The 17,187-nt window shown below is 71.9% G+C and carries 12 protein-coding genes; 11 read left to right on the top strand and 1 reads right to left on the bottom strand.

The window, feature by feature from the left end; genetic code table 11:
- From D9C15_RS31940 to D9C15_RS31990, 11 genes are all read left to right on the top strand, one after another.
- Positions 1-655, top strand: a 655-nt coding sequence (locus D9C15_RS31940) for a vWA domain-containing protein (RefSeq protein ID WP_127998865.1), incomplete at its 5' end; no start/stop codon positions are given.
- A gap of 38 nt (positions 656-693) precedes the next feature.
- Positions 694-2,151 carry a hypothetical protein gene (locus tag D9C15_RS31945; RefSeq protein ID WP_127998867.1) on the top strand — a complete coding sequence of 486 codons (1,458 nt, stop codon included), beginning with the start codon at positions 694-696 and terminating at the stop codon, positions 2,149-2,151.
- A 35-nt stretch (positions 2,152-2,186) separates the two neighbouring features.
- Positions 2,187-5,246 (top strand): virulence factor SrfB, encoded by a 3,060-nt coding sequence (locus D9C15_RS31950; RefSeq protein WP_127998869.1) that lies wholly within the window; start codon positions 2,187-2,189, stop codon positions 5,244-5,246.
- A 4-nt stretch (positions 5,247-5,250) separates the two neighbouring features.
- The gene (locus D9C15_RS31955; protein WP_127998871.1) at positions 5,251-7,962 is read left to right on the top strand and encodes a virulence factor SrfC family protein; all 2,712 of its coding nucleotides are present in this window, start codon (positions 5,251-5,253) and stop codon (positions 7,960-7,962) included.
- Positions 7,963-8,032: 70 nt separating this feature from the next.
- A complete protein-coding gene (locus D9C15_RS31960) occupies positions 8,033-9,112 on the top strand; it encodes a tetratricopeptide repeat protein (protein WP_127998873.1) in 1,080 nt (359 codons plus the stop codon).
- 19 nt (positions 9,113-9,131) lie between these two features.
- A complete protein-coding gene (locus tag D9C15_RS31965) occupies positions 9,132-11,087 on the top strand; it encodes a vWA domain-containing protein (protein WP_127998875.1) in 1,956 nt (651 codons plus the stop codon).
- A complete protein-coding gene (locus D9C15_RS31970; protein ID WP_127998877.1) occupies positions 11,087-11,782 on the top strand; it encodes an ABC transporter ATP-binding protein in 696 nt (231 codons plus the stop codon). Before D9C15_RS31965 ends, D9C15_RS31970 begins: the two co-directional genes overlap by 1 nt.
- Positions 11,779-13,005 (top strand): ABC transporter permease, encoded by a 1,227-nt coding sequence (locus D9C15_RS31975; RefSeq protein ID WP_127998879.1) that lies wholly within the window; start codon positions 11,779-11,781, stop codon positions 13,003-13,005. Before D9C15_RS31970 ends, D9C15_RS31975 begins: the two co-directional genes overlap by 4 nt.
- Positions 12,986-14,539, top strand: coding sequence for a formylglycine-generating enzyme family protein (locus D9C15_RS31980; protein WP_127998880.1), 1,554 nt, complete (start codon positions 12,986-12,988; stop codon positions 14,537-14,539). Before D9C15_RS31975 ends, D9C15_RS31980 begins: the two co-directional genes overlap by 20 nt.
- On the top strand, positions 14,536-15,297 hold the full coding sequence (locus D9C15_RS31985; protein WP_127998882.1) for a glycine zipper domain-containing protein: 762 nt from the start codon (positions 14,536-14,538) through the stop codon (positions 15,295-15,297). The genes D9C15_RS31980 and D9C15_RS31985 overlap by 4 nt, the downstream gene beginning before the upstream one ends.
- Positions 15,298-15,310: 13 nt before the next feature.
- On the top strand, positions 15,311-15,811 hold the full coding sequence (locus tag D9C15_RS31990; protein ID WP_127998884.1) for a hypothetical protein: 501 nt from the start codon (positions 15,311-15,313) through the stop codon (positions 15,809-15,811).
- On the opposite strand, the gene D9C15_RS33635 is transcribed toward D9C15_RS31990, so the two are convergent.
- Positions 15,808-17,187 (bottom strand): vWA domain-containing protein (locus D9C15_RS33635; protein WP_164886949.1); only part of this gene is annotated, 1,380 nt, incomplete at its 5' end. The two genes, D9C15_RS31990 and D9C15_RS33635, sit on opposite strands and share 4 nt — an antisense overlap.

Genomic DNA, 17,187 nt, shown 5'->3' on the forward strand with positions numbered 1-17,187 from the left:
CTCGGCCGCACGGCCCGCGCCGGCCCCGGCGCCCGCCGAGCCCCCGCGCGCCGCCGCCGAACCGGCGCGCCCGGCCGGCTGCACCGCGCGCCGGCCGGGCGACGAACCGGAGGTGGTGATGATCTTCGACGCCTCCGGCAGCATGCGCCAGCCTTTCGGCAGCAGCCCGAGCCGGCTCGACGCCGCCAAGCGCGCCGCCGAGTCCATGGTGCGGGCGCTGCCGTCGGACGTCGACGTCGGCCTGGTCGACTTCGCGGCCTGCGGCCAGGTGCGGCGCGACCGCTTCTATCCCTCGGCCGAGCGCGGCGCGCTGGTCGGCGAGATCAACGCCCTCGCGCCGAAGCAGGGCACGCCGCTGGCCGACGCGATCCGGCGCGCCGGCACCGTGGCCTCCGACTCCGCGCCCAGCATGCTGGTGATCGTCAGCGATGGGGGAGACTCCTGTGGCGGCGATCCCTGCGCGGTGGCACGGTCCGTGAAAGCGGCCAAGCCGAATGTCACCATCAACGTCATCGACCTGTCCGAATCGCCCAAGGACCGCCAGGTGCTGCAATGCATCGCCTCGGCCGGCGGCGGGCGACTGCTCAGCCCGGGCGATCCGCTGGACATGAACCGCAAGATGCGCGAGGCGGCCGGCACCGCCAACTGCCCTTGACCGATGGCACGCAACGAACAACAGGCCGTGGGAGCACCATGAACTCACCGACCACCGGCGCGCTGCTTGCGCGCGACAAGATCGACCGCTACCGCTCCTACGGTGCGTTCGGCAAACCGGCGTACCAGAGCTACGTGCAGATGCGCGCGATGCTGCGCTCGAAGAAGGGCGAGCGCTTCGCCAACTACTTCGCCAAGCCGGTCTACGACGCCGATGCCGGCGAGCTGCGCTGGAGCGCCGAGGTGCCCGGCGAGGTGCGAAAGCTGTTCGACCTGCAGGGCGCGGAGTTCGAGGCCGGTCAGAAGGCGCTGGACGAGATCCACAGGCAGCTCGTGGAATTCGTGCAGCAGCTGCGCACGCAGGGCCAGGCAAGCGCGCCCGGCCAGCCGCCGGCGCCGGGTGGCGCGGCCGCGTTCGCCAGCCTGCTCGAGCAGGCAATGAAGGTGCCGGGCAGCGGCGACTTCCTGTTCTTCGTCGGCGATCAGCCGGTGATCGCGTTCTGGGGCTTCACCGACCCGGACGGTCGCGCCGTCGACCCGGCGCTGCTCGCGCCGCGCCTGTCCGCCGCCGCGCCGGCACCGGTCGAGCCGCTGCCGGCGGCCATGCCGGTCGAGGAGAAGCGCAAGCGGCCCTGGTGGTGGTGGCTGCTGTGGCTGCTGCTCGCGCTGCTGCTGCTGGCCTTGCTGCTGCTCCTGCCGCGCGCCTGCGTGCCCGGCGGCGGGCTCGACCTGAAGCGCGCCATCCCCGGCCTGGCGCCGCCCGACGACGCGGCCTCCGAGCCGCCGCCGGAGCGGCGTGCCGAGGGCCCGGGCGGGCCGGCCCTGCCGGGTGCACCGGGTGGACCGGGTGGCACCGGGCCGGACGGCGGCGTGCCGCCGGGAACGCCGCCGGGCGCCGAGCCGCCGCTGCCCGGTGCGTCGCAGCCCGACCTGGCCCTGCCGCCCGAGGGCAAGGAGCCGAAGACCGAGCCGCCCGTGCCGCCGGACCAGAAGGAGCCGCCGCCCGAGGACAAGCCGCCGAAGACCGAGCCGCCGCCCGATCCCAAGACCGACCCGCCCAAGCCGCCCACGGATCCGAAGGACCCGAAGGCCCGGACCGACCCGCCGACGCCGCCGAACCCGAAGGACATGAAGATGCCCGACGACCCGAACGCGCAGAAGAAGATGGACTTCCTCGAAGGCCAGTGGAAGGCCGGCGAGGGGCTGGTCGACAAGCGCACGCAGCAGCCGCTGGACCTGGGCTTCCGCTTCGGCAAGGACGGGCAGGGCGAGGTCTCGGTGCGCCGGCCCGACGGCGTGGTCTGCCAGGGCCCGGTGACCGGGCGCATGGCCGGCGGCAAGCTCGGCATCCAGGGCAACCAGTCGATCCCGTGCAACGACGGCAGCTCCTACGGCGCCCCCAAGATCGAGTGCCAGAAGGAGCAGAGCGGCCAGACGCAGTGTTACGGTGTCAACGCCGACGGCAGCCGCTACTACATGGGCATGAAGCGCCAGTGACCCGCCAGCCCTGACCCGCACACGGACGCCCCACCATGGCATTCAACGAACTGATGAAATTCCACGAGGTCGTGCCGCTCATCCCGGGCACCGGGGTGCAGTTCCTCGACTTCGGCTTCTCGATCGGCAAGACCAGCGAGGTGCCGCGCGAATGGGGCTGGTTCGACCCGCGCACCACGCTGAACAACGAGAACACGCCGCCGTGCGTGCGCCGCGGCGACGAGGAGCCGCGCGGCGTGGAGTCCTACTCGACCGACCTGAAGTCGCTCGAGCAGATGTTCAACCGGGTCTGGATGCCCCTGCCGCTGCTGCGGCGCGAGGCACAGGGCTACCACCGCGGGCCGACCAACTGGGCGCGTGCCTACCTGGCCAAGCTCGACGAGCCCGACCCGGACGGCAACACCTACCGCCTGGTGATCGCCTGCGACACCACGCTGCTCGAGTTCATCGAGAGCGAGGCCTACCTCGCGCCCTCGCCGGGCGACGCGCGCAACGGCCACAAGTTCGCCTTGCCCGGCCCGCAGGACGCGGTGGACTGGTACTACGCCGAGAGCTGGGTCAAGGACTGGTGCTACGAGACCTTCAAGGAGATGCTCGAGCGCGAGGAGCGCCGGCGCCGCCAGTACAGCGCGCGTTCGCTCGCCGACGAGGAGGTGCACGACCAGATGCAGGGCAGCAACGAGCACGTGGCGCGCTACAAGGCCTTCGTCGACCTGCTGCACAGCCTGGACATCGTGCCCGCCTTCCAGCTGGTGGACCGCATCACCGAGCCGCGCACGCCGCCGATCGACGTCGACCTGGTGCTCGACCTCGGCAACTCGCGCAGCTGCGGCCTGCTGATCGAGACCGACCCGGAGGCGCTGGGCGTCGACATCACCAAGTCGATCAAGCTGCAGCTGCGCGACCTGAGCCGCGCCGAGCATGTCTACGACGATCCGTTCCCGAGCCGCTTCGAGTTCGCGCGCGCGCAGTTCGGGCGCGACCACCTGTCGATCCGCAGTGGCCGCTCCGAGGCCTTCGGCTGGCCGACCGTGGTGCGCGTCGGCGTGGAGGCGGCGCGGCTGGCCGCGCGGCGCTCGGGCACCGAAGGCTCGTCGGGCCTGTCGAGCCCGAAGCGCTACCTGTGGGACGAGGACGCGCGGCGCGACTCCTGGCGCTTCAACGCCGCCACCACCGAGGCCGGGCAGTCCGACTACGCCACCGGCGTGGCCTTCACCACGCTGGTCAACGACCTCGGCGAGCCGCTGCACCGCATCGACGCCTACACCCTGGCGCACAAGCCCGACAAGGGTTTCCCGGCGATCCGCGCGCTGTACTCGCGGCGCAACCTGACCGCCTTCGCGCTGGCCGAGATCTTCGTGCAGGCGATCTCGATGATGAACTCGCCGATGCACCGGCTGCGCCGCCCGGCCAATGCCAACCTGCCGCGCCGGCTGCGCCGCATCATCATGACCATGCCGACCGCGATGCCGCTGGCCGAGCGCCACATCCTGAAGGAGCAGGCCGAGGCGGCGCGCGACATGGCCTACCTCTCGCTCGGCCTGGCGCAACTGCAGTACCGCGACGACGGCAGCGCCTACATGGCCTACACCGCCGAGGGCCGCATCCGGGCCGAACGCGAGGACCAGGGGCCCGAGGTCATCCTGCAGTGGGACGAGGCCACCGCCACGCAGGCGGTCTACCTGTACACGCAGGTGGCGCTCAACTACTCGGGCGATGCACGGGCCTTCTTCCGCAGCGTGCGCCACCCCGAGAACCAGCTCGATCCGGCCGCCGGCGACGGCTTCCGCCTGGCCACCATCGACCTGGGCGGCGGCACCACCGACCTGGTGGTGACCTCGGTGGCGGTGGACGGCAAGCCGGGCGCCAACGTCACGCTCACGCCGCTGCAGGAGTTCCGCGAGGGCTTCAACCTGGCCGGCGACGACGCGCTGCTGCGCGTGGTGCGCGAGCACGTGGTCGACCCGATCCTGAAGAAGCTGCGCGCGCTCGGCATGGGCGAACGCGCCGACTACGCGCTCAACCAGCTGATCGGCGGCGACCGCGGCGACATGAAGGCCGTCGAGCTGGTGCGGCGCCAGCAGTTCGCGGCGCAGATCGCCGCGCCGATCGCACTCGGCCTGCTGGCCGAGTACGAGGGCTACGACGCGCTGCAGCCGGCGCCGGTGACGGTGCGCCGCTTCGCCGACTTCTTCACCCTGGACACGCTGCCCACGCCCGAGCTGCTGAGCTACTTCAACACCGAACTCGGCAAGTTCGGCGCGAAGGACTTCCGGCTGCAGGACATGGAGTTCGAGATCTCGCTGCCCGACGTCGACCGCACCATCCGCAGCGTGTTCCTCGAGATGCTGCAGGCGCTGGGCGAGATCGTGCACCGCTACCGCTGCGACATGCTGATCCTCTCGGGCCGCACCTCGCGCCTGCCGGCGGTGCGCGCGATCCTCGAGGAGAGCGCGGCGCTGCCCTCGCACCGCGTGCTGCCGCTGCACCTGTTCCGGGTCGGCCAGTGGTACCCGTTCCGCGACTTCCGCGCCACGGTGGGCGACCCCAAGACCACTGCCGCGGTGGGCGCGATGATCTGCCTGCTGGGCAACGGCGGTCTGCAGAACTTCAACTTCCGCTCCGACCAGCTGCGCCCGCGCTCGACCGCGCGCTACTTCGGCAAGCTCGACCAGAGCAACCGGCTGCTGAAGGACGACGAGTTCTTCGACGACCTGGACCTGGACAACGTCAACTACGCGCTGCCCGAGGACCGTGCCTTCGAGTTCCGCGGGCCGATGCCGCTGGGCTTCCGCCAGCTGCCGGTGGACTGGTGGCCGGGCTCGCGGCTCTACCACATCGACTACGCCTCGCCCGACGAGGCGCGTGCGCTGAACCCGCAGACGCCGCTGCGCATCACGCTCAAGCGCGCCGGCCGCAAGGTGACCAACAAGGTCACCGGCGAGGAGTACCTGGACAACCCCAACCTCGAGATCATGGGCGTGAAGGACCGCGAGGACCGCACCGTGCCGAAGGACAAGCTGCGCCTGCGTCTGCAGACCATCAGCCACCAGCAGGGCTACTGGCTGGACACCGGCATCCTGCTCGGGAGCTAAAGCGATGATCGACCCGATCCAACAAGCCCTGCACGACGGCGCCAAGGCGCTCGAATCCGCCAGCCGCAAGGCACGCGGCTGGGTCGGCCGGCTGGCGCAGAGCGCCACCTCGGTGGCCAACGAGGAGCACTCGCTGGTGGAGGCCACGCGGCGCGCCGAGAACCTGGCGCGCAAGCTCGCCTCCTCGTCCGGCCGGCGCAACAGCGCGGGCGTGTTCGGGCCGAGCCAGGCCGGCAAGTCCTACCTTGTCTCGGTGCTCGGCAAGAGCCGCGACCAGCCGCTGATCGTCGACTTCCCCGGCCGGCTGACCAACTTCATCCAGGAGATCAACCCCGAGGGCGGCAAGGAGGCCACCGGCCTGGTCACCCGCTTCACCATCGTCAAGGGCACGAAGGACACGGCCTTCCCGGTGGAGCTGCGCCTGCTGACCGAGACCGACCTGGTGAAGATCCTGGGCAACAGCTTCCTGTCCGATTTCGACCAGCACAACCGCAAGCTCGGCCTGCCCAGCGAGGAGGACATCCGCAGCGTGCTGGTGCGCCTGGAGGCGGCCGCCGGTCCGGTGCAGCCGCACCTGGACGAGATCCTGATGTTCGACATCGGCGAGTACTTCAAGGCGAACTACTCGACCTCGATCGGCCCGCTGTCGCGCGCCGGCTACTGGGACGCGCTGACGCGCTTCGGCCACCGCCTGGGCACGCCGCAGCGCACCGAGCTCTACGCGCTGCTGTGGGGCGGCGCGAAGGGCAAGGACATCACCGAGCTGTTCGTGCTGATGCAGGCTGCGCTCGACAAGCTCGGCCATGCCGCCAATGCACGCGCGACGATCGAGTGCCTGATCCCGCGCGCGCGCAGCATCATCGACGTCGACATCCTGAAGGACCACCTCGGCACGCCGGAGGACCAGAAGGACCTGCTCAAGGTGCTGCCGGTGGACGCCAAGGGCGCGGACGGCCGGCCGGTGGAGATCCCGCGCGCCACGCTGTGCGCGCTGGTGGCCGAGCTGCGCATCGTGATGGCGCACCAGCCCTGGGCCTTCTTCGAGCACACCGACCTGCTCGACTTCCCCGGCGCGCGCTCGCGCGAGCAGATGCTCGACCTGCCGCCCGAGCCCGACAAGCGCAGCGAGTGCGTGCGCAACATGGTGCGGCGCGGCAAGGTCTCGTACCTGTTCCAGCGCTACACCGAGGAACGCGAGCTGACCTGCATGCTGCTGTGCATGCCGCCCTCCAACGCCGAGGTGAAGGACCTCAGCTCGCTGGTGCGCCACTGGGTCGCGCAGACGCATGGCGACACGGCCGTCGCGCGCTCGAAGCTCGCCTGCGCGCTGTTCTTCGTGCTGACCAAGTTCGACATCGAGCTGATGCCCAAGCCGGGCGACACGCCCGAGGCGCTGCGCAACCGCATCGAGACGCGCCTGGAGGCCTCGATGTACCAGCTCTACAAGCAGGAGGACTGGCTGCAGGACTGGAACGGCCAGCCCTTCAACAACACCTTCTTCCTGCGCAACCCGGAGTTCCCGCTGGACGGCGTGTTCGAGTACGCCGGCGAGGGCAAGGAGCGGCGCGAGACCGGCATCGCCGCGCAGGCGCGCGAGCGGCTGGCCGCCAACCGCGCCGGCCTGCTGGAAGGCGAGAAGGCGAAGAAGCACTTCCGCGACCCCGGCCTGTCGTGGGACTCGGCGATGAGCTTCAACGACGGCGGCGTCAGCTTCCTGGTCGAGCAGCTCGAGCGCGTGCTCTCGCCGACGCTCAAGACGCGCCAGCTCGCGGGCCGGCTGGTCGACATGGCGGTGCTGCTGGACGGCCGGCTGCGGCGCTTCTACCAGGCCGGCGACGACGCCTCGCGCAAGGAGAAGGAAGCCGAGCTGATGAACCTGCGGCGCCGGCTCTACAAGGTCTGCAACGACCGTGCGTTCCGCAACTTCGCGCAGCTGCTGGCCTGCATGAAGCTGGTCGAGGCGGACGTGCGCGGCGCGTTCCTCAACGTGGCCTCGCTGAAGATCGAGGAGGTGGCCCCGGCCGAGGCGGCCGAGGCCGGCGCCGAGGCCGACCCCTGGGACGACCCCTGGGCCGACACCTCCACCGAGGCGAGCGCGCAGGCCGTCGCGGCCCCGCCGCCGCCGCGCCGCCAGCGCGACCGCTCCGACCATTTCGCCACCCACGTGCTGAACCTGTGGACCGAGCGCGTGCGCGGCCTGGCGAGCGATGCCCAGGCGCTGACGGCGATGGGCCTGGACGCGCCGCTGGTCATCGCGCTGGCCGACGAACTGGTGATCGGCGCGCACCGCAACCAGCTGATCGAGCGCATCGCCGAGCGCATCCGCACCCAGGTGGCGGCGGCCAACGTGCGCTGGGACGAGGTGGCCGACCGCGCCGCCGGCATCGCCGCGATGATCATCAACGACTACGTCTCGCACCTCGGCTTCGGCGAGCTGCCGGCGCTCGAGCGCCCGGCGGTGCCCGAGCCGCCCAAGCCGCGCCTGCGCGGCGTGTTCCCGGCACCGCCGCTGCCGCCGCGCGGCTCGATCCCCGCGCTCGGGCCGACGCGTGCGCCGCTGGAGCGCGACTACTTCCTCGACTGGGGCGTGGCGCTGCGCCAGCTCGGCCTGGACAACATCAGCTTCGCCGGCGGCCGCGAGATCGAGGAGGAGGACAACCGCGCGCTGGGCGACATCCTGGTCGAGATGGCGCCGGCCACGCAGGTCAAGGCGTAGTGCGGCGGGGTCGCCGCTGATCGCCGTTAAGCGCCGTTAACATCCGCTCGCAGACTCACCGCCGCGCACCATGCCGACCCGCCTGATCCAGATCGACCAGCATCCGCCCGGCACCGCCGCCTTCCAGGTCAGCGGGCCCGGTGTGGCGCCGCTGACGCGGCCCGAGGACCTGGAGATTTCGATCATCCAGCCCGGGCCGACCGAGCGCTACCTCGACCCGCGCAACCCGGACGAGCCCTGGAGCACCTCGGTCTACCGTTTCCACCCGCTCGCCCCGCGGCGCCAGGGCAACGCGCTGTGGCTCGAGATCGACTACGGCGTGAGCTACCACCTGCGCGCCAACCAGCCCTACAAGCTGCGCCTGCGCCAGGCCGAGGGCGTGGAGCTCGACGAGGTGTTCACCGTGCCGGCGGCGTTGCGCCGGCCGACCAGCAAACCGCAGGGTTGGATGCCGCCGGCCGGCCCGCGCGGCCCGCTGGTGGCGCCGCCCATGGGCGCGGCCGACCCGCTGCCGCCGGTGGTCGAGGCGGCCCCGGCGCCGGTGGTGGAGGCGGTGGTGCCGGCCGAGCCGGTGTTCGAGGCGCCGGTGGATCCGCCGCGGGTTGAGCCGCCCATCGATCCGCCGCCGGCCCCGGCGCCTTCAGGGAAGAAGTGGCTGATCCCGGTGGTGGTGCTGCTGGCCCTGGTGGGCGGCGTGGCGGGCTATTACCTGATGCCGGGTGCGCCGGGGCAGGCGATGACGATGGACGCCTGCCGCCGACTGGTGGCGGGCAACCCCGAGCCGGCCGCCGCCAAGGCCGAGGCCGACAAGCTCGCCGGCAAGGGCGAGCTGCTCGACTGCCAGTTCCTGCTCTACCGCTACGCCGCCGACAAGGGCGACAACGGCGCGGCGCGGGTGCTCGGCACCTTCTACGACCCGGACACCTGGTCCAAGGAGAAGAGCCCGCTGCCGGCGCCCAACCCGACGGAGGCGGCGCGCTGGCACAGGCAGGCCGCCGAGGCCGGCGACCCCGAATCGCAGTACCGCTACGGCATGCTGCTCAAGCTCGGCCGCACCGATGCGGCCGACGGCCCCGAGCAGGGCCTGGCCTGGCTGCGCAAGGCGGCCGAGCAGGGCAATGCGCTGGCCAAGGAAGAACTCGCGCGCTGACTTCAGGGAGAACGACGAGATGCCGATCCGACGCCGCGAGCTGGTCGCGCTGGCCGGGCTGGGCGGTTCGCTGAGCGCGCCGCCGTTGTGGGCGCAGGGCAAGGCGCCGCTGCTGATGGACGGCAAGAAGACGCTGTTCCAGAAGGTGCTCACGCGCCCCGGCGCGCTGCTCGCCGCCAAGGCGGGGGATGCCGCGGGCAAGCCGCTCGAGCCGTTCTCGGTGTTCTTCGTCTACGAACGGGCAGACGCCGGCGGCAAGCCCTGGCTGCTGGTGGGCGCGGGCAGCGACGGCAAGACCCAGGGCTGGCTGTCGGCCGATGCCACGGTGCCCTGGAGGCACATGATCACGCTCAGCTTCGCGGTGCCGACCAACCGTCAGCGCGTGCTGTTCTTCCGCGAGCGCCAGGGCCTGACCGACTTCGTCAATGCCGACAACGCCGCCGCCGAGACCGGCAAGCTGCTCAAGGAGATCGGCGCCAAGGGCAACCTCGGGCCGACGCACCCGGTGATCGCCGCCGAGCCCGACAGGTTCGTCGACCTGCAGAAGCAGTTCTACCTGCTGCCGGTGCTCGAGGCCGCCTCCACCGTGCTGAAGACCGGCCACCGCGCGCGCGTGGTCAAGGTGGCCTCGGTGACACGCGACGCGCCGGTGGCGCAGCCCGCGCAGGCCGTCGACAACAGCACCGGCATCGACAACTTCAATGCCGCGGTGGTGTTCGTGATCGACGCCAGCTCGTCGATGCAGCCCTACATCGACCGCACGCGTGCGGCGATGGAGGAAGTGCTGCGCCAGGCGGAGGCCGCCAAGGTGGCCAGCCGCATCCGCTTCGGCCTGGTGGCCTACCAGGACGACCCGGCCAAGACCAAGGGCGTGGAGTACCTGTCGAAGATCTTCGCCGACCCGAACCAAACCGCGACGCGGGAACAGTTCATGGCCGCCACGCAGGGGGTCAAGGCCACCGCCAGCTCGACGCGGGCCTTCGCCGAGGACGGCTACGCCGCGCTCGACGAGGCACTGCGCAAGATCAACTGGAACAACTTCGGCGGCCGCTACGTGGTCTACATCAGCGATGCGAGCGCGCGCGAGGGCAACTCGCCGCTCGCCTCGACCCGGCTGTCGACCGCCCAGATGCGCGCCCATGCGCAGGAACGCGGTGTCGCGATCTACGCGATGCACCTGAAGACCCCCGAGGGCAAGGCCGACCATGCGCTCGGCGAGGCGCAGTACAAGCGCCTGTCGGACTGGCCCGGCAAGGGCCCGTTGTACTTTCCGGTGGAGGCGGGCGACCCGGCGCGCTTCGAGGCCGGTGTGAAGCAGATGGCCACGGCGCTCGTGGAGCAGGTCAAGGCGCCGCAGAAGACACTCGCCGCACCGGCCGCCGCGCCGGCGGCCGCCAAGGCCGACGCGGTGCAGGAGTCGGTGGATGCGGTCGGCCGCGCGATGGTGCTCGCCTTCCTCGGCCGCCAGCAGGGTGTCAAGTCGCCCGCGATGTTCGAGGCCTGGGCGAGCGACCGCGATGTGCGCAATCGCGAGATCCCGGCCTTCACGGTGCGTGTGCTGCTGACCAAGAACCAGCTGTCGGACCTGCAGTCCACCGTGCGCCGCCTGGTCGAGGCCTACGAGAAGACCCAGCTCGATCCGGGCAGCTTCTTCAACCAGCTGCGCAGCGCCGCGGTGGCGATGGGGCGAGACCCGAGCAAGCTCGGCCAGGGCAAGGCGAAGAACCTGGAGGAGGCCGGCCTGATGGGCGAGTACCTCGAGGGCCTGCCCTACCAGAGCCAGGTGATGGGCATCGACTTCTCGACCTGGACCAACATGAGCGTCGGCCAGTCGCAGGCCATCATCGACAACCTGAAGTCGCTGGTCGCGCTGTACCAGCGCTTCCACGACGACGTCGACCGCTGGGTCAAGCTGAACCCGGCGGCCTCCGACGGCGACAAGGTGTTCCCGGTCCCGATCGACTCGCTGCCCTGATGGCGGACGTACTCCGCCTCGAGGGCCTGCGCTACCAGCGCGCCGGCGACGGGGCGTTCGCGATCGAGGTCGGCACGCTCGCGCTTGCGCCCGGGCAGGTGCTGGGCATCGTCGGGCCCTCGGGCTGCGGCAAGAGCACCTTGATCGACGTCCTCGCGCTGCTGCGCCGGCCGAGCCGCCTCGGCGCCTTCGTGCTGCAGGGCAGCGACGTCGCCGCGCTCTGGCAGCGCGACGACGTGGATGCCTGCACCGCGCTGCGCGCCGCGCACGTCGGCGTGGTGCTGCAGACCGGCGGGCTGCTGCCCAGCCTCACGGTGCTCGAGAACGTGCGCCTCGCGCAGCGCCTGCTCGGCGCACGCGACGAGGCCTGGGTGCAGCACCTGCTCGCCGCGCTCGATCTGCGCGGCCTGGGCGAGCGCCGCCCCGCCCAGCTCTCGATCGGCCAGCGCCAGCGCGTGGCGATCGCGCGGGCGCTGTCGCACCGACCCGCGCTGCTGCTGGCCGACGAGCCGACCGCCTCGCTCGGCGTCGACCATGCGCCCGCGGCGCTCGACCTGCTGCTCTCGCTGGCGCGCGACAGCGGCGCGGCGCTGGTGATCGTCAGCCACGACCTCGACCTGCTGCGCGACAAGGGCGTGCCGCTGCGCGCCTGCGTGGTGCAGCAGCACGCGGTGGTGCTGGAGGACGCTGCATGAGCGGGCGGCCGGCACTGCGCCTCGGCCAGCTGCTGCGCCTGGCCTGGCATGACCTGTGGCACGAACGCTGGCTTGCTGCCTGTGCCGCCTGCGTGCTGGCTGCGACGCTGGCGCCGCTGTGGACGCTGTGGGGCCTGGAGCGCGGCGTGATCGGCACCTTGATCGAACGCCAGGACCGCGACCCGCTGATGCGCGAGCTGGTGCCCGCGGCCACCGGCGCGAACCGCTTCGACGCGGCCTGGTTCGAGCGTGTGCGGCGCTGGCCCGAGGTGGGCTTCGTGATCCCGACGGTGCGCTCGGCCGCCGCGCTGGTGGAACTGTTCAGCGAGGCCGCGAACGCGCCGGTGGCGGTCGACCTGCGCGCCACCGCCGCGGGCGACCCGCTGCTGGCCGGCGCCGCGCCGCCCACCGGCCGCGGCCTGGTGCTGACCGCGGAGGCCGCGCGGCGCCTGAACGCGCAGGCCGGCACGGCGCTCACCCTGCCGCTGCAGCGCGAACGCGAAGGCCGCAGCGAGACCGCGGCGCTGGCGGTCACGGTGGCCGGCGTGCTGCCGCTGGCCGCTTCCGACGGCCGCGCCGCGCTGGCCGCGCCGGCGCTGCTGGAGGCGATCGAGTCCTGGCGCGACGGCTACCGCGTCGAGGGCCTGGGCGAGGCCGGTTCGGGCCCGCCGCCGCCGCGCGCGGTGCACCCGATGTTCCGTCTCTACGCCAGCTCGATCCGCGAGGTCGAGTCGCTGGCGGCGCGGCTCGAGTCCGAGGGCGTGTCGACCCACACCCGCGCGCGCGAGATCGCCGCCACGCTCGGCCTGCAGCGCAACCTGCGCACCGTGCTCGGGCTCGTCGCGGCGATCACGCTGAGCGGCGCGGTGATCGCGCTGGCCGCGCTGCAGATCGCCGACCTGCGCCGCAAGCGGCGCGAGTACGCGCTGCTCAAGCTCACCGGCCATGGCCGCGCCTGGCTGGTGGCGCTGCCCTGTGTGCATTCCGTCGCGGTGGCACTGGTCGGCGCGTTGCTGGCGCTGGGCGTTTACGCTCTGGCGGCGCTGGCGATCAACACCTACTTCGCCGCCCACTTGGCGGTGGGCGAGGCGGCGGTGCGGCTGGGCGGGGCCGGGGTGGCCGCCGGCACGCTGGCCGCCGTGATCATTTCCGTGCTGCCGGCCCTGGCGGGCGGGTGGCGTGCATCGAACGTGGAGGCTGCCGATGAACTGCGCGAGCAATGACCCACACCGCATCCGCTGGCGCGCCGGCGCCGCGCTGCTGCTGCCGCTGGCGGCCTGGGCGCAGTCGCCCTGGCCGCCGGCGCAGTCCAACCCCGCGCCGGCCAAGGACGACCTGCTGCTGCCCATGCCCTGCGGCGGCGCGATGGCGTTCCGCCGCGTCGTCATCCCGAGCGCCGACGTGCTGGACGACCGGCGCGTGCAGCTCGGCGGGCCCGAGCCGCGTTTCGGCTACGTGGAGGCGAGCCGCAACGACTACGTCGGCGGCGGCTTCGTCGACACCGCGACCAAGAACCAGCGCTACTTCCTGATCGGCAAGTACGAGGTCACTGCGCTGCAGTACGACGCGCTCGGTGCTGCCTGCCCGGCCGTCAAGGACGAGGGCCGGCTGCCGAAGACCGCGCTGAGCTGGAACGAGGCCGCCTACTTCGCCGGCCGCTACTCCGAGTGGCTGGTGAAGAACGCGCTGGCCAAGCTGCCCGCCGAGGACGGTGCGCCCGGGTTCGTGCGCCTGCCCACCGAGGCCGAGTGGGAGTTCGCCGCCCGCGGCGGCGTGGCGGTGGACGCGGCCACCTTCGAGCAGCCGATGTTCCCGATGCCCGAGGGCGCGCAGCGCTACGTCTGGCATGCCGGCACCGACTCGTCGAACAACGAGCTGAACGCGGTCGGCCTGCTCAAGCCCAACCCGCTCGGCCTGCACGACATGCTGGGCAATGCCGGCGAGTTCGTGCTCGATGCCTTCCGCCTGAACAAGCACTCGCGCCTGCACGGTCAGGCGGGCGGCTACACGGTCAAGGGCGGCGACTTCCGCACCGCGCTGGCCGACATCCGCGCCGCCGCGCGCACCGAGTACGTGCCGGTGGACAAGAACGGCGAGCGGCGCGACAAGGCCACCGGCTTCCGCCTGGTGCTGGTGCCGGGCTCGCTGCCCACGCCCGCGCGACTGCAGGCGGTGCGCACGGCGTGGGAGAAGCTGCCGTCGTCCGACAGTGGCGCGGCGGCCCAGGCGCTGGCCGATCCGGTCAAGGAGGTCGAGGCGCTGGCCAAGGCGGTCAGCGACCCGGCGCTGAAGAAGCGCATCGAGGGCGTGGGCGGCGTCATCAAGGCCAACATCCAGACCCGCAACGAGCAGCGCGACCGCTCGGCCAAGAGCGAGATCCGCGTCGGGGCCTACCTGGCGCAGAAGATCATCGAAGACCAGCGGCGCATCCGCCAGTCCGAGGCCACGGTCAAGCTGCTCACCGGCCAGCTGCAGAAGGACGCCGAGGCCAACCTCGCGGCCAGCAAGTCCAACCTCGATGCGACCCTCAACTACATGATTGACACCCTGAAACAGATCGGTCTAGATTTCCCCGCGCCTTCGACCACTGCCCAGGGAGAGATCCTCAAGCGCGAGTTCGAGGCCCGCAACGTGCCGGGCTACGGACCGCTGGTCGATCTGGTCGTCCGCACCAGCCAGGGCGTTCGCTCGGGCAAGCCGGTCGACAAGGCGGCGCTGGTGACCGAACTGGCCAAGCTCGAAGGAACCCGGAAATGAGATCGCTCTTCACGCAACGTCTGATCTGCACTGCGGTGGCCTCGGCCATGCTCGTCACGCTGAGTGCCTGCCAGACGACCGGGCCGATGCAGACCGGCTCGACCCAGGGCAGCGGCGCGCCGGCCCCGCAGCTGACGCCGGCCGAGCAGCAGATGCGCGCCGATTCCGAGCGCTTCAACAACACCGTGATCGGCGGCATCGTCACCGGTGCGCTGGCCGGTGCGGCCGCGGGGGCGCTGATTGCGCTGGCCACCGGCGGCAACAAGAAGGAAGTGCGCAACGCCGCGGTGGGCGGCGCGGTGGTCGGCGGCACCATCGGCGGCATCGACGGCTACGTCACGGCCAAGAAGGAGCAGGCCGGCCGCAGCGAGATCCGTGCGCTGCAGGCCGCCGCCGCCGACGTGCGGCAGGACAACCAGAAGCTGCAGGCCTACCTCGACAGCTCCGGCGCCGTGCTCAACGAAGGCAAGGCGCGCCTGGCCTCGCTGGGCAACGACCTGAAGGCCAAGCGCATCAGCACCGAGCAGGCCGAGGCGGCGCGCCAGCGCGAGGTGCAGAACATCGAGTCGATGAACGGCACGCTGACGCAGGCCAAGAAGACCCGCGACCAGTACACCCAGGCCTCGGCCAAGTTCGCCGGCACGCCGCAGGAGCGGCGCGACCTGGACGCCGAGATCGCGCGCATGAACCGGCAGGTGGCGCAGCTCGAGCAGAACATCGCCGACTACAACCGCGCGCTCGCGGTTTCCCGTGCCTGAGCGGAGCCCACGCATGAATCACCGTCGTCCCGCGCCGCTGCTGGCGGCAGCCGCGCTGCTGCTCTCGGGCTGCGCTGCCAACACCTACCTCGACGCCAAGCGCAACACCGCCGCCGGCGGCCAGCAGGAGCGCGACATCGCCGCTGCGAAGACCGACCTGGCCACCGCGCAGGCGCAGAACACTTCGCTCCAGGACCAGAAGCTGCAGCGCGAGCGCGAGATCGAGCGCAACAACAAGCGCATCCGCGCCCTCGAGTCGGACCTGAAGAAGCAGGACGCCGCGCTCGCCAGCGCGCTCAAGGCCAAGCAGGTCTCGCAGGCGCGCTACAACGAGCTGAAGAAGGAAATGGACGCGGTCAAGGCCGAGACCCAGTCGGTCGACCTGCAGAACAAGGGCGACGCCTTCGCCGCGCCCGACGCCAAGGCCGATGCGGCCAAGGAGGCGCGGCTCAAGGAACTCGAGCGCCGCAAGAAGGAACTCGAGGCCGCGCTGGCCGGGCTCACGAAGAGCTAAGGTTTGCAGCCGGCCGGCGCCATCGCATCCTGCGTGGCCCGGTTCATCTGCTCCACCACCTCGGCCGCGTTGCGCGCGGTGAACACGCGACCGCCGGTGATCTGAGCGGCGCAGTTGCCGGCGCCGGTGCCGGTGATGTCGACCACGTTGATCTTCAGCCGCGGCTTGGCGCGCTTGAGCGCCGCGGCCACGGCGCAGGGGTCGCGGCCGCAGCTCTCGACGCCGTCGGAGATGATCACGATGGTCGAGTCCTTGGTCACGCCGTCGACCAGCGCGCCGCCCTTCTCGATGCCGTCGGCCAGCGGCGTGCCGCCGCGCGGCTCGATGCCCTGGATCTGCCCCATCAGCGCGCCGCGCTGGCCCGGCCCGTACATGCCCATGCTGCGCGCGTTCGGGCACTGCTCGACCAGCACCAGGCCGGTGTTCAGGTCCGAGGGCAGGCGCTGCACCACACCCAGCGCGGCGCGCTTGGCCACCGTGATGCGCTTGGGCTCGCGCTTGAAGCGCTCCAGCGCCGCATTGCCGGCCGGGCCGGCCAGGCCGCCCAGGCCGAACTGGCGCATCAGCGCCTCGGCCGCGGCGGCGCCGGCCTGCTGCTTGATCTGCGCGTCCGACACGTCGACGCTGAAGTCCATCGAGCCGGAGGCATCGAACACGATCGCCATGTCGGGCGCCAGCTCCTTGGGGCGCTGGCCCGGGCACATGTTCTTCGCCTCGCGGATCGCCTCGTCGCGGCAGTGCTTCGCCATCGTGCCCAGGATCTGCTGCTTCAGCGCGTTCGCCTGTGCGCTGTTGCCCTTCAGTTCGGGCTCGTTCTTCAGCATCGCGGCGAGCGCCTTGCAGTCCTTGCCGGCCTCGGCGATGCGCTGCTTCAGGTCGGGCTTGGGCGGCGCCGGCTGCGAGGCGGGCGGCTCGGGCGCGGAGGCGATCGGCTCCGGCGCGGAGGCCGCCGGCGGCACCGGGTCGACCACGCAGGCGCGCAGAGGCTTGGCGTTGCGCTTGGCGGCGAGCTCCTCCTCGAGCGCCCGGTTGCGCGCCTCGGCCTGGGCGATCTGCTCGGCCAGGCCGGCGTCGGCCACCGGGGACTCGCTGCAGCGCTTCCAGGCGAAGAACAGCAGGTACAGCAGCACCAGCGCCAGCAGCGCCCACAGCAGCCAGCGCTTCCAGCCGCCGGAGCCGACCGCGGCCGCCGCCGCAGGAGCGGCCGGCGGCGGCACCACGGGGGCACCGGCGGCCGGCGGCGCCGTGGCTGCCGCCGCGGCCGCCACCGGTGCGGCTGCGGCTGCGGGTGCCACCACCGTGCCCGGCGCCGCATGCCCCCACAGCACCAGCACCGGGCGCCCGCCCACGCTGTAGAGCCAGTCCCCCGGCGGCTG

It is taken from the genome of Piscinibacter defluvii (assembly GCF_004011805.1).
GTDB lineage: Bacteria > Pseudomonadota > Gammaproteobacteria > Burkholderiales > Burkholderiaceae_C > Piscinibacter > Piscinibacter defluvii.

Coding starts and splice junctions, on each gene's coding strand:
- D9C15_RS31945 (WP_127998867.1), top strand. CDS start 694: ATGAACTCACCGACCACCGGCGCGCTGCTTGCGCGCGACAAGATCGAC.
- D9C15_RS31950 (WP_127998869.1), top strand. CDS start 2,187: ATGGCATTCAACGAACTGATGAAATTCCACGAGGTCGTGCCGCTCATC.
- D9C15_RS31955 (WP_127998871.1), top strand. CDS start 5,251: ATGATCGACCCGATCCAACAAGCCCTGCACGACGGCGCCAAGGCGCTC.
- D9C15_RS31960 (WP_127998873.1), top strand. CDS start 8,033: ATGCCGACCCGCCTGATCCAGATCGACCAGCATCCGCCCGGCACCGCC.
- D9C15_RS31965 (WP_127998875.1), top strand. CDS start 9,132: ATGCCGATCCGACGCCGCGAGCTGGTCGCGCTGGCCGGGCTGGGCGGT.
- D9C15_RS31970 (WP_127998877.1), top strand. CDS start 11,087: ATGGCGGACGTACTCCGCCTCGAGGGCCTGCGCTACCAGCGCGCCGGC.
- D9C15_RS31975 (WP_127998879.1), top strand. CDS start 11,779: ATGAGCGGGCGGCCGGCACTGCGCCTCGGCCAGCTGCTGCGCCTGGCC.
- D9C15_RS31980 (WP_127998880.1), top strand. CDS start 12,986: ATGAACTGCGCGAGCAATGACCCACACCGCATCCGCTGGCGCGCCGGC.
- D9C15_RS31985 (WP_127998882.1), top strand. CDS start 14,536: ATGAGATCGCTCTTCACGCAACGTCTGATCTGCACTGCGGTGGCCTCG.
- D9C15_RS31990 (WP_127998884.1), top strand. CDS start 15,311: ATGAATCACCGTCGTCCCGCGCCGCTGCTGGCGGCAGCCGCGCTGCTG.